We start from the raw sequence: 12861 nt of genomic DNA, 5'->3' as shown, positions 1-12861 counted from the left end.
GCGTAATACGAGCGATCCCCGACCGGGCTCCTAGCGGAGATCTGAAACGATCTGTTCGCGCCGCCGTAGCTGCACTGTCGTACATGGACGCAGCCGGTTGGCTGATTGTTTCTATCAGCCCATCCCCGCAGTGGTTGAGGTGCGTGTCCGAGGGGGACACGCACCTTATCCACACGCCTGGATCTCAGTGGCTGAGGACGGCACAGGTCACCGTCGGGCACGTGATCTGCGGCGGCGCCGGTGCGGCGACTCCGGTCAGTGCGAGTGCGGCAACAGCGATAGAGCGGAGGATCATGGGCGGTTCCATCCTCGAGGCGTTGTGACAGCCATACGAGGAAGCGCGGGTGTTGTTCGGGTTTCGAACCGGCTATCAATCGAAATGATGCCGAGGTCTTGTCGCCGACCACCATAGGCGCGCACGCTGAGTGAACGCGGCCGAGCTGGGGGCGTGGTCGGAGGCACCGTGTCAGGGGAGAACAGATGCCGAACTCAGCGAGATGGATCATCACGTTGCTGACAGCTGTCGTGGTCTTCGCCGCGACGGTCGGGGTGGGATACGCGATCACCGACGAATTCAGTCCGCCGGTGACCGCCTTGGCCGGCGTGCTGGCCAGCGCGATCGTCGCGATCGGGGCGGCGTCGGTGGCACGGCAGCAGCGTCGGGATCGACGCAAACCTCCGCCAGTCCAGCATCAAATCTCGGGGCCGGTCACGGGGTTCGACGACGCGGTCGTCGGCAACTACACGAACGGAGACCTCATCATCGGATCCGGCGGCCGACGACAACGTCGTGGGTCCGGCAAGAAACCGTCGGCGTGACCGATGGCCTATCCGAGTGGCCCCGACGGCCCGACTCCACCTCCGCCGTACGGCGGACTGTACGGCCAGGACAACGCGGTGGTGGGCAATGCGGTTCAGGGCGATCTCACGGTCAATCAGGTGGCTCCGGAGTTGCTCGACAACTTGATGGCAGTATTCCTGGGGCTCGATCGCGAGCACGTAGGAGCGGCATTCCTTGATGAGTCACACCTGCGACGCGTCGGCCTGATTCAGAAGTTCGTCGAATCAGGCCGCGTCCGCAAGGCAGCACAGCTGACGGAGTGTCTGCTCGAAGCCGCACCTGCCGAGACTCGAGAACTCTTGCTGGCTCTGGATAAGGCTGTCGCCGCCGCCGTGTTGCCTCATACCACCACGAAGCATGCACGCCGGCTGATGGCAATGCTCGGCACAGAACGCGCCGCAGCGGTCCTGCTCCTGATGCCACCGAAGTCCGCCGCCGCGCAGCTTTCTCTACAGCTTCGCGGCAACGCGCCAGCTACGGCGGCGGCGATCTCGGCTGCTCTGCCGCCCGAAGCGTTGGCTGCGGCGGTAGTCCATCTGTCAACTACCGACCAAGCGACGCTCGCCGAACTGCTGCCATGGTCACATTTGCCGGCATTGATGAATATGTTGGCCAGACAACACGCGATCGTCGCCGCTCAGATTCTTGATCTACTGCCGGAACACCTCGCCGCTGACATCATCGAAGCCGCACAGAGCCCTGCCCGGATTCTGCATCTGCTCGATCTCGAGAAGCAAGCGCTACACCTCACCCGAGTCGATGCGCTGCTTGCCGTGGCTGTCATCGAACAGGTCGCCACCATGGACACGGCCATGGCCGCCGAGGTCGTGACCGAGCTGGCCAGGATCACCAGCGACCGTGCAGCCGCCGCTCTTCTTGCCGCAGTCGAAGGATGGAGCCCTTCAGCAGGACCGGTGCGGGCCGCGATGGCACACCAACTTGCCGTCCACCGCCTCTGGCCTTGGTGGACGGCGGCACGGACCGCCGGCGCGAACCTGTCCCTGCAGCGGATCAAGCGTCACGCGGCCAGGAAGGGATCCTTGTCGGCATGGCGCCGGGAGATCGCCGAGATCTTCGCCCTCTGGTCGATCGTGAGGCGAGCACTGATACGCGCCACGCCCCACCAACGTCTTCACCGAGAGCGAAACGCGTGGCGCGCCGCGTTCCTTACGGTCGGCTTGGGGTCGCTGATGATCGCCGTACTCGCGGTGACGGCCATGAAACCGGCGCCGGCGCGGACCGCGGCAGCAGGTGCCGGAGTCGAGGTGCCACTCGACGTCGAGCCGAGCCAGCCCCCCTCGGTTTCCGGGACCCCGTCCGAGCTCCGCTTCCCACCAGACCATCCGCTGCAGCCGTACCGCGGCCCATGGAACGCCAGTTGCCGGGCCCGGTGGATCGAAGAAACCGTCATCGAGCAGGACAAGGTGGTCCGGCACCGTTATCGATGCACGCTGGGCGAGGGTAACCGGAGGTACGAACTCGTCCTGGTCGAGTACCCGAAGGAGCTGCTCCCGAAGGTCAAGGACGTCGACCGCATCGGGAGTCCGGGGAGCTGGACAGGTCCGGACAACCGCGCGGGAACTTACATCAAGTACTACCAAGGACCTGGCCGTCCCGCTCTATGGCTCGAAGAACCGGCTCCGTCGCTCATCCATGTGTTGCTCTGGGCACCACCGGTCGCGATCGGCGCAGAACCCGTCGGCCAGAACAGCCCCGGCGAACAGCTCATCCTCCGACAGCTCGAAGCGATCATGGCGGAGCACGGCTTCGTTCTCCGGTGACGGTTCAGCCAGCGCGGTCCGCCTCGATTCTGGCCGCCTGCCGGCTGATCTCCTTCAGTTGGTCGAGCTGCTCCGAGGTGAGTGCGTCGATGACGTACTCCCGGACCTTCTCGACGTGGGCGGGCACCGCGTCGATCATGAAAGCGTGCCCCTGTTCGGTCAACGTCGCGACGGTAATGCGGCCGTCGCCTTCGAGTGGGTTGCGCCGGACGAGGCCGCGCTGCTCCCGCCGCTTCACCACGTGCGACGATCCAGGCTGTGGCAGGTTCGCTACGGCGCCATGCGCCGCGACTCGACCGCGCTGGACGACGTAGCCACGATAGCTCTCGCTCCGAGCCTGGAAACCCTCCTGCTGTTGCACCGCAGAGAAGACGCTGACCGCGGACCAACTGCGCCGCCGGCAACCAGCCTTCTGGACCGCACTGTCACCGGCAGCGATGTGTAGTTCGCTGTACTCGATGAGTGGCCGCAGGGCACCGCCCCGTGGGCTCCTTGGAAGCTTGCCCACTCCTCCTTGCTATACGTCAGTGGGTTTCGCGACACCCCTAGCACGGAGAGGTCCTAGGCTCCGGCGTCATGCTCGACGCGCTCCTATCCGTCCGCCTGCCTCAACTTGTAGTCCTCAACGGTTGGTGGAGCGGCACCGCGACCAGTCGGTACGGCTGGGAGCCGATCAGCCTTGCGGTCGGCGCGTTGCTCGGCGGCGCCGACATCGCCATCGGCGGCGCCGGCGAGATCGGAAGCACCGGATCGGCCCTCGTCGCTGCTGACTGCCTGCGTTTTATTGCGCAGGGACACCGGTCTCCGAAGCCCTTCACCGGGCCTAACCCGCGGCCGAACCCGGCATCCAGAACTCACTCCGTTCGAGTGCGCAGGCCTGCACGCCATCGGCCGAGCCCAGCCGCTCAAATCATCGCGCTGAACCGCGCAACGATCGCCGAGCCCGGGCGGCGCAGCCCCTCACGTACGTCGCCGAAACATCGAGAGGTCGTAGCCGGATCCTGTGACGCTGCTGGTAAGGGGCTGACCATCGTGCTTCTTGAATCGGAGTTCGCTCAGAGCGACGCCCGACAGGAAGGCGCCTTCGACTGGATACGTCTCGCCATGGCGTTTGATCTGGTTCGAGAGTTGCCTGGCAAGGTACTGGCTGAGGCTCGACTGTTCGCCCGTGCCGACGCCGCCGACCTTCAGACCGAGACTGTCAGCGAGGTCGTTGTGAAGCTCGTGAACCTTGATGGCCAATTGGTAGGTCGTTATCCAGGCTCTCCCGTAGTGGTGTCCGTCCTGATTCACAACCGGGACTGTTTCCAGTGCTTCGAGAACCTTTGCTTCGACGTCGAAGTCAGCCCAGTCGCTCATACCACGAAGGTTCTCGCCCAGTGGCCAGCGTCGTCAATGCGTGGCGTCGAGTCCGAGGGATGTCGATCGAGATCGTTTGCCGCTAGGCGCCGACGACGGAGACCCGTGCTCCCACGGTGCCGGCAGCATCGACAAGGAACGACAGAAGGGTCTCCCCCGCGTCCCAACCTGGAACCCGGGCTGAGTCGAGTCCTGGTTGGACGATCTGGATGCAGAACTCCGTGCTGGGCGGATTGGCTGCCAAGTGACGCAGGACTTGTCGGACCTCGTCGGCATCACCGACGAGTGTCTTGGCCCTGCCCGTCGAACGGCTCGCGAGCGTTTCCCAGAACGCCCGTGGATTGGCCAGCCACCGCACTGACCGGTGAGCTTGACCAACGAGCTGGTCGATGTCGCGCAGATCGCGACGGGGCTTGTCGCCGCCCGCCCACTTAAGATGGCTCAATGTCACGCGAATGGTGTCGAGTGGAAGGTCGGCGAACGGGGTGATCACCGCGCCGTTCTGGTCCCGCCATGAGCTGGGAAAGCTGATCACCACCAGGTCGGCGATCTCCCCAGCGCCGTCGTCGTTGAGTACCCGCGCCCGCGGGTCGCCGGTGCCTGCGTCGGTGTGCCACGCGGCCATGGCTTCCTGAACGTTCTTCTTTCCGTTGCGTCCAGGCTTGCTCTCGCGGTGAATGTCGACCTTCGTCCAGTCAGCTTGAACGAGGAGTTCAGGTGGAAACGCGAGGTGAGCTGTGGGCGGCGTGTAGAGGCGGTTACCCGAGCTGCTGGAAGCGTCGGCGTAGTACACCGTGAGGCTGGAACGCTCTTCGAGCGCGAGGTGTAGCGGTACCCCGATGTGGGCGCCGTCCAGGTAACACAGAAGCCCCGGGTCGTCAGGCAGCGGGTTCAGAGATCCGGCGGTGTCCAGTGCGGCTCGGAGCACCAGGTCGGCGCCGGCACGTCCGGTCACTTCGACGCTGGTTGCGCTGATCCGCTCCGGTGTGAGCTCAATCTCGACCAGCGGGATGCGGCGTGTGCCGAGTTCGACAGCTGCGGCCGTGTACAGCATGCGACTGTCGACGTTGACTGCGAGGGGGTTCTGGGGAAACTCACGCAGCGTCTGCGGGATCCGGAGTCCTAGCTGGGGCGCCGCGAGGGGGTCGCCGGTCGCCGTGCGACCGAGCCGGCCGACCTCGTTGCACCATCGGTAGAAGCCATTGAGATCTGTGCGACCCGAGTTCCACACCTTGGCACGGCCCATGCTCACGCCGACAGCGGCCGACACCGTGCCGTCCCTGAAGGGGTCGTTCGCCTGGAGGATCAGGTGCCCTGCGGCGTAGGCGATGCTGTCGGTCGCCGACACGGCAGTTCCGACCGAGGTACCAGCAAGGGTGCGATAGGTGGCGAGTGTACCGCCGGGCAGACGAGTGGCGCGCATGCCAACGGAGAAGTACGACAACACGTCGAGGCCGTTGAGGAACCTCGCGATCCAGCCGGTTTCCTCCGTGACGAAGTCTCGGAACCCCAGGGTGTCCACCAAGAGCCTGGCTGCCGAGTCGCTGGGCGCGTGCACGTACAGAAGCGGTTCGATGCTGTCCTTCACGATGACGAAGAGCTCGTGTTCCCGGACGTCCAATGCGTCACTGGAGATCCATGCTGGGCGACTTTCACTGGCACTGACGATGACGCGCATCCGGTGGTCCTCAGTGAGCCGGTCCATCACAACCTCCCCTCGGAGTTCGCTGATTCGTGCGGCTCCGAGGTCAATGCCGGCCGCATCAGACGCGGTGATGCGAATGACCTGGACTTCTTTGGCCGGCCGCAACGCGGCCAGTGACAATGGCTCGGGAAGGACAGGACGGACGCGGAGGTCGCCGAGAGAGTCAAGGAATTGGCGGCGGTCACGCTCGTCCTGCACAGCGGCATCGGCCAGTCCGGCCAGGATCCGGCTCCAGTCGGAGTCGGACTCGTACAGCTGACGTGTCTCGGCTGCGATGTCTTCGCCAGGAACAGCGAGGAGTTCAGCCGGTCCGAGCCCAGCGGCGGTACGGCTCACTCGGCCGGCGAACTGGAGCGTCGACCCGAGAGTCTGGTGCTTGCGGTGGTATACGGCGACCTTGAGCCGTGGGTAATCGAAGCCCTCTCCAAGAACGCCGACGCTTGCCAGGCCGTCGAGCCGATTGGCGTCGAGCTGGGCAAGAATCCCCTTGAGCTGTCGCGGTGTTGTTCTGCCAGTGACAACAGCCAACTCCGCACCCGCCGCCTTGTAAACGTCGACGAGCGCTTCCGCCTCCGTGATACTGCCGGCACGCACGATGAGCAAGCTCCTGCCTGCGACATGTTCCGGATCGTGCAGCCGGCCAACGGCAGCTTCGGCGAGTGCTTCATCTCGTCCTTGACCTGCCTTCGGGATGACAGGCTTGAACTGGACGGGCGCAATGACACCGTCGCGCAGTGCATCGGCAAGCGCATAAGAGTACACGAGCTCCGCTTGAATCTCCTGGCCATCCGATCTCACCGGCGTCGCCGTCACCAGCGCTCTGTGTGTGCTGGGTAACGCGTCGAGAAGAGCTGCCCAGGTCGTCGCCGGAACGTGATGTGCTTCATCCACCAGCGCCATTCGGAAGAGCCCACGTGGCGGCTCGGCGACTTCGCTGTAGGACGGCGACAGAACCCCCATGGTCCCGATGACGATGTCGGCGTCTCGCGCAGCTTCGATCCAGTCGTCCGGTGTGGCGAGCCGATGTTCGACTACATGGACCTTTGGATTCGGAGCAGTGTCCGGCACAGCCCCGACGCGTCGCAACACCTCCTGACTCCTCATCGCAGTGGCGAGTTGGTCGCGCACCAGACGGTTGGGAGCGGCCAACAGAACCGGTCGATCAGTGGGCACCAGGAGTGGCACGAGGCCAAGCACAGCGGACTTGCCTGTGCCAGTGGGGAGGACGGCCATGGCTGCGGTTGGGCGACCGGACATGAACGCGGCGCCGAGCGCCCAGGCCGCGCCGAGCTGAGCGCGGCGGAGCCCGGGCTCAGAGTTGGTCGCGACCTTCAGTCGCACCTCCGGTGCAACGTCCTCGAACCACGTCACGTCGGTCCCCCTGTACCGCATCACGCCAGAGCGCCTCAACGGACAAGAATGCTGACAGATCATGCAATTGATCTCACATCGACGCGCCGCTCGAGATCCTTGAAATGATGCTCCAGCCCTGGTGCCTAACCCGGTCAATTTCCAACGGCCAGGCGGCAACCGACCCGGTCGGTATCCCGATGGCCAACGGATCGTGGCGCGGGCTCTGAACGCCCCGCGTGCGCCGCTCCGGCGACGAGCACCTCGCCTTCGTTGGCCATCGAACAACTGCTCCAGATCGCGATGGCCGACACGTGGACAGCGCCGCCCGCTGAGGTCGGATCGCACCGGTTGTAACCCCTGGCACCCTCCGCGCGATGTAACCAGTGGTCGGGGGTGTCTGGGGGGACATGTGAGACGCGTAGCGCTAGCAATGGGTTTTGTCATGCTGGCCGTCGGGGGCTGTACGTCGGAGCCTCACGACGCCGCGAGATCGTCGCCGAGCGCGGCACCGACGAGTTCTCCGACTCCTTCGGCTGAGTCACCGCCTCGGCTGACTGGCGAGGCCCGGACGGTGGACTCAGGAGGCGGTCGGGTCAGTTGGCCGGGTGTCACAGTCGACGTACCGATCAATGCCGTCGCTGCGGAACGCACGATCACGGTGCGCGCAGGCGACAGGATCGGATCGGTCAACGGGCCGTATGGCAAGTAGTTGGCTGGAACTCCGATCGCGGTGGAGCATGACCAGCCTCTTCGCTCCCCGCTGACGCTGTCGTGGACCCTGCCGAACTTGACTGCCGCGCAGCGCGCGAGCGTGGTTCTGACGCGTTGGAACGAGAAGACGCAAGCGTGGGCCTTCACACCCGAACGACCGACGTGGCAGGGCATTGTTCTGTCGGCAAAGGTCCGCGACTTCTCGATCCTGAACTGGTTCGCCGACATCGGCCAGGGGACTGGCGAGATCGTCGGCACCAGAGTCGGTGAACCGAAGTGCAGCGGGACGAAGCTGGCGTCGTGGGTGACCGGCACCGTTGACCCGGACCAGGATCTGGCAGCGTCGGCCATCCGCGTCTGCTTCGAGCCTGACAAGGACAGCAGGGTCACTGTCCGCGTCGCGAACAACCGGACCTTCAGTCAGATGATGACCATGGTTCACGGCGGCCAGCGGTGGGCTTGGGCATGGCGCGGCGAGGACGCGTACGACGCGAAATGGATCGCGTACTCCATCGCGCAGAATCTCCTCGACTCGCCCACGCGGCACCTGATCCCGCCGCTGGCGACCCACGCCGTCGGCGTCGCCCGTCCGAACGCCGCCGGCAGCCATCACATCCAAGCACGCACGTCCGTTGACTACTGGACCGTTCTGGCCGACATAGCCGCCTTCGTCGTCGACAGGTCAGAAATCGCGGCCAACAGCCCGGCAGTGACGGCGGCCATCCAGGCACTCTACGAATGCGGAGGCAAGAGGCTCTTGGGCAAGCCGAACCTCCGTGACGCCTCCGCGCTGGCCCGTACCGTCGTTGATGCCATCGGCGACTGCGCGACGGAGCTGACGAGACCCGACAGCGAGTTCGGCACTCGGTTCGAGAATCTTTCCCGGGCCATGATCGCGAAGGGCGGCCTTTCTGAAACCGCAGCCATCCAGTCCAACCGGATCGCGCGCGAGCTGACGAGGGTTTTCAGCGTACTCACCGCGGGCGAGGTCGCCTTCTACGTGTCCGACCAGTTCGCCAACGCTCTCGTCGGACCGCTGTCGTGGTCGATCAACGGTTACGGCGTACCGGAGGCGCTGGGCCAGTGGAAGCCGACGTGCACGTCCGCTTCTGCCGATTCCAGGAGCCTTTACCGAAACCTCGCGCTCCAGGACGGCTTCGCGGACAAGAGCAAGGATCTGTGGCAGTTCAAAGACTTCGCCGCCTCCGCCGAAACCGCCGTCGAGCCACTCGAGAACTGCACTCAGGCTCATCGAGCGAGCCTGGCGAGCATGCTCCCCACCGACTGGGCCGACCCGAAGTCAGCTCGCATTGTCGCCGCGGCAATCATGGAAGGCCTGAGCGGGGTCAGTGCCAAATCGTTGCTGCGAGCCCAGGCACCCGCGCAGTGCGAGCATCCCTCGGGACCCCTGGTCAACGGCGCTTTGCCGGTCGCCGATCCGCTGATGCAGGGCTACGTCAGCATCCGACTCAAAGGCGTTCAGTACGTCTCGCCGTTGCCGTTGGCGACAACGGATTTGAACTCCGATGGCGTCCTGGACACCGTGGTCGCTTTCAGCTGCTCCGCCGGTGGCGTGACCTGGCCGGAGACGATCGCTGTGTACGGCCCCGGTCCGACGCTGATCGGTTCTGTGGACCTCGGCGACTACGTCCAAGCCGAACACAGCGCCGTCGACTCGTTCCAGGTCCAAGGGAACCGCATCGCTGTCCGTTGGACTTCCTACAACGGCGCCGCCTTCGACCAACAGAGATGGAGCGGGTACCTGAAGCTGAGCGACGGCAAACTCACGGTCACCGACAGAAAGCGCATCTAATCCATGACAGTTTCGGTCCCCGAGAAGACTCTCGAGCACTGGTCGAGCCAGTACCTGAACTACCGGTACCGGGCGAAAGCATCGCTGTGGTGGCCGGCGTACGGGCAAGACATCGACTTTGGGTGGCTGCCGCGGAGACCTGGAAAAGCCGTTCAGCTCGAGCTCAAGACCACGACTGTCGCGGGACCCATGCGGCACGACGTCCACATCAAACTTCTGCAGCTGTGGAACTACTTGTGCCTTCCGCTGAGCAAACAACCGTTCTACGCGTTTCCTCGTCCGACCTGGGGCGGGATCCTGGCCGAGGCGGCCACGAAGAGCGGCGTCGTCGCGTCGACACTCGCGTTCCAGCGGAGTGGCCCGGACTGGTGGTTTGCCGAGTGGATGGTCGTCATGTCGGCACGCGACGTGGCACGGGTTCTTCGATTCAAGATCGACCCCTTGGGCCACCGGACCGCAGTGCAAATCCTCGCCTCGTGCGGTACGACTTGGCCAGACGCCCTCCACAACAAGAGCAGTGGGCAAATCCTTTGCCCGGTTTGATGCGCCCCCTGAAGTGGCGCCACTTCTGGGACGAACTGCAGCGCTGCGGCCGCCCAGGATGGCCTCAACTGATCCGGATCCCGGCGAGCTACCTACCGCGCGGCAGGCACCTGAACACGCAGACAGTCCTGGCGTTGCTGGCTGAAGCGGGGCCTGACCGTACGTTCGACGATCTGATCGAACTCGAACCGGATCCCGACGGTGGTTTCCGGCGCGGCCCAGTCGAAGAAGTCGGAGCAGCGATCATCGCGAACGCACCCGCCGGAGACGAGGGCCATCGGCAGTTCGTCTTCATCGATGCCGACAGGATCCGTAGATAGGACGTAAATCGGGATCTCGCATCCTCGTTCGCCGGGGTCGAAAGGAGAGCCGGCAGATGACGGAGTACGGCGAACGCGTGATCGACGAGTTGCGCCGGCGGGTGAGGCCGGGTGGTGAGTCCGGGCGATTACGACTGGGGATCGCAGCGCCTGCATGGCACACGTTGGTTCCGCAGGAGCCGATGGCAGTGGTTCATGGACAACGTCGAGGACGCGGGCAGTCGTCGAGGTCGCGGATGAGTGGGGCCGTACGGTCTCATCACAAGCCAAACGGGAACGGTGCGTCCTCGCACTGATCGTCACCGCGCAGAACTTCGGCGGCGACAGAAGGACGCCTTCTACAAGTCCAACTGCTGATCCGTCGGTTGGTCGGCCGTCACGCTCAGGGCGGCGGACACAACGGACCTTCAGGAGATTCGCCGATGTCATTGACGCTGCTGGCGGCCAACGCACTCCCTTCTACCGCGGTCCAGGCGGGCTGCACCGATTCCGTGGAATCGACGCTCCGATGATCGGTACTACCCCGAAGACTGGGGCGGGTCGACGACCAGCCGATTCCGGCACGGTTGGCCTCTCCGCCCTGACGGAAGGATCTCTCCAGACCGACGCGATCGCAGGCGACCCGCAGTAGTGGCTCGGCGCGGCGCATGTTGCCGCGTACGGCGCCGTCCCGACGATCCTCGTCAAGCTGCTCGACGCCGGCCAACGGCTTTCCGCTGCACGTCCACCCCGGTCGCCGGTTCGCGAACGGCTTCGCCGTACGGAAGACGGAGGCGTGGTGATCGTCGACGCCGAGCCGGACGCGGTCGTCCACGTCGGCTTCGCTCGCGACATCGAGGCCGGCGAACTGGCCCGGTGGGTCGCTGAGCAGCGGACCCACGAGATGCTCGCGGTCACTAACCGCGTACCGTCACCAGCGCCTCTTCCTGGCACTTTGCTGCTCTGGTTCCGCAAGGGACTGCTGCCGCGGCCCAGTGACCCACAGGGCAGGTGGCGACCACGTCGATTGTCTCTCGTCGTCGGTTAACGCTTGAGCAGCAACCGCGCGGTCGGCAGCTACGTGGTCCGGTAACGCCACGGGAGCACGTCGAGTGCCGCCTGAAGCGGGGCGGTCTTGCCTAGCTCTACGAGGCACCCGCCGGCGATCAGCCACGAGGAGCGTGAGGACGGGCTGATGACGCCATCAGCCCGTGTGTGTCCGAGGGCCGCAGTGTTGCAGATGTGCCTACGTCCGTTCCGCACGCGACCACCGCGTCCATCTAGAGCTATCGACCGTCGGCCGACTTCACGCCGGACGGTACCAATCGCCTTCGACGTGTCGATGCTGTGGTTCGACATCGGAGTAGATCTTGGGCTCCACCCACTCGATCTCGAGATGCCGAACATTCCCGTTGCGTGGGCCGACGGATATCGACACCACACGCTGCGCGTTGGAACTCCCCACGAGCCCCTCCACGACAACAAGACGAACCACGGCCTCGGCGAACTCGTTGGGCAACTCGAACGCCTGCCGCAGGTCGTCAGCCTTGATCCCTGTTTCGGTCATGAAACTGAGCATGCCGAGCCGGTCCGGGATTGGCTCGCCCAGGAAGAGGCTGCGCACGCCCAGCTCGACGAGGTCGTCAGGCGTGTGGCCGTCGGTTCCAGCACGCATTCTGTCGCCGCGGACCGGCTGGACGTTGCCCAGTTCGATCATCAGGTCCTCGCCGCCACCGGCGCGGTAGGTTCGCTGCACGTTCATCAGCTTGCCCGCGGCAACCCGACTTCTCAGCACGACGTCAGACTGTTGACGTCCGAACCCTTGATCACGGAGTTCCTCCAGGCGATGTGCGATCTCCTCGCCGACGCGGGCCTTGATAGTGAGCTTGGTTCCTGAGTCGGTGATCTCGTCGGCGCGGAAGACGAAGTCTCCGACCTTGATCCACGGTGTCAGGGCCTCCGCCGCAAGTTCACCCAGACGCCGTTCGACCCTTCGCGCGAGGTCGGCGACGTCGCTGTACGTTTCGGTGGTCACAGAGAAGCGAACGCGCTCGATGAATCGAGCCAAGGATCCCTCCCGTCCCGGGGCTTCGGCGGCGACGTACACGTTGATGCGCTTCCCGATCTGACGCGCTCTGCGGTACTCAATCTCCGTCGCAGAATCGCCGTCAGGCGGGTTCGGACGGCCGTAGAGCTCGTTGAGCACGCCCACGTAGATCGTCGACGCCTCCAGCTCTCCTAGATAGGCTTCCTCTGCATCGGCATCTCGTCCGAATTCTTCGAACCAGACCGGGCGTGCGCTGAGGCCCTCGACTGCCTCAGCGACTGCGCGGCGCTCTGCCATCGTGTCGCCCATCGCGCTCGAGATGAAGACGCGTTGTTCCGCAAGCCACTCGGCCAGCTGATCACGGCCGACTCGACGGGCGGCCGCGGTGGTGTCGATGATCACTCGTCCA

10 protein-coding genes are annotated in these 12861 nt (G+C 64.9%); 5 read left to right on the top strand and 5 right to left on the bottom strand.

All coding sequences use genetic code 11. The features are described 5' to 3' along the window. Positions 1-480: 480 nt before the first annotated feature. Positions 481-819, top strand: a complete 339-nt coding sequence (locus AB0M01_RS12130) for a hypothetical protein (protein ID WP_363668405.1) — start codon at positions 481-483, stop codon at positions 817-819. 3 nt (positions 820-822) lie between these two features. Then, positions 823-2622 (top strand): hypothetical protein, encoded by a 1800-nt coding sequence (locus tag AB0M01_RS12125; protein WP_363668403.1) that lies wholly within the window; start codon positions 823-825, stop codon positions 2620-2622. Between the two features lie 4 nt (positions 2623-2626). On the opposite strand, the gene AB0M01_RS12120 is transcribed toward AB0M01_RS12125, so the two are convergent. The 3 genes from AB0M01_RS12120 to AB0M01_RS12110 all read right to left on the bottom strand — a co-directional run bounded on the left by AB0M01_RS12120 (position 2627) and on the right by AB0M01_RS12110 (position 7057). Continuing rightward, on the bottom strand, positions 2627-2983 hold the full coding sequence (locus tag AB0M01_RS12120) for a hypothetical protein (RefSeq protein WP_363668401.1): 357 nt from the start codon (positions 2981-2983) through the stop codon (positions 2627-2629). A gap of 599 nt (positions 2984-3582) precedes the next feature. Beyond that, a complete protein-coding gene (locus AB0M01_RS12115) occupies positions 3583-3981 on the bottom strand; it encodes a hypothetical protein (RefSeq protein ID WP_363668399.1) in 399 nt (132 codons plus the stop codon). Positions 3982-4063: 82 nt separating this feature from the next. Then, on the bottom strand, positions 4064-7057 hold the full coding sequence (locus AB0M01_RS12110; protein ID WP_363668397.1) for a DEAD/DEAH box helicase family protein: 2994 nt from the start codon (positions 7055-7057) through the stop codon (positions 4064-4066). Between the two features lie 712 nt (positions 7058-7769). Between AB0M01_RS12110 and AB0M01_RS12105 the strand changes: the two genes are divergently transcribed. From AB0M01_RS12105 to AB0M01_RS12095, 3 genes are read left to right on the top strand one after another with little or no spacing between them, the layout of a single operon-like run. Then, entirely contained in the window at positions 7770-9563 is a 1794-nt protein-coding gene (locus AB0M01_RS12105; RefSeq protein ID WP_363668395.1) for a hypothetical protein, read from the top strand. Between the two features lie 3 nt (positions 9564-9566). Beyond that, on the top strand, positions 9567-10106 hold the full coding sequence (locus tag AB0M01_RS12100; RefSeq protein ID WP_363668392.1) for a hypothetical protein: 540 nt from the start codon (positions 9567-9569) through the stop codon (positions 10104-10106). Further along, entirely contained in the window at positions 10106-10426 is a 321-nt protein-coding gene (locus tag AB0M01_RS12095; protein WP_363668390.1) for a hypothetical protein, read from the top strand. The genes AB0M01_RS12100 and AB0M01_RS12095 overlap by 1 nt, the downstream gene beginning before the upstream one ends. A gap of 382 nt (positions 10427-10808) precedes the next feature. On the opposite strand, the gene AB0M01_RS12090 is transcribed toward AB0M01_RS12095, so the two are convergent. Then, entirely contained in the window at positions 10809-11306 is a 498-nt protein-coding gene (locus tag AB0M01_RS12090; protein WP_363668388.1) for a hypothetical protein, read from the bottom strand. A gap of 405 nt (positions 11307-11711) precedes the next feature. Then, positions 11712-12854: a DUF4062 domain-containing protein gene (locus tag AB0M01_RS12085; protein WP_363668386.1), complete on the bottom strand. Its 1143-nt coding sequence runs from the start codon at positions 12852-12854 to the stop codon at positions 11712-11714. Positions 12855-12861: the final 7 nt, after the last annotated feature.

The sequence above is a fragment of the Kribbella sp. NPDC051770 genome, from assembly GCF_040681455.1.
Lineage (GTDB): Bacteria > Actinomycetota > Actinomycetes > Propionibacteriales > Kribbellaceae > Kribbella.
This window is presented reverse-complemented; position numbering and strand designations above follow the sequence as displayed.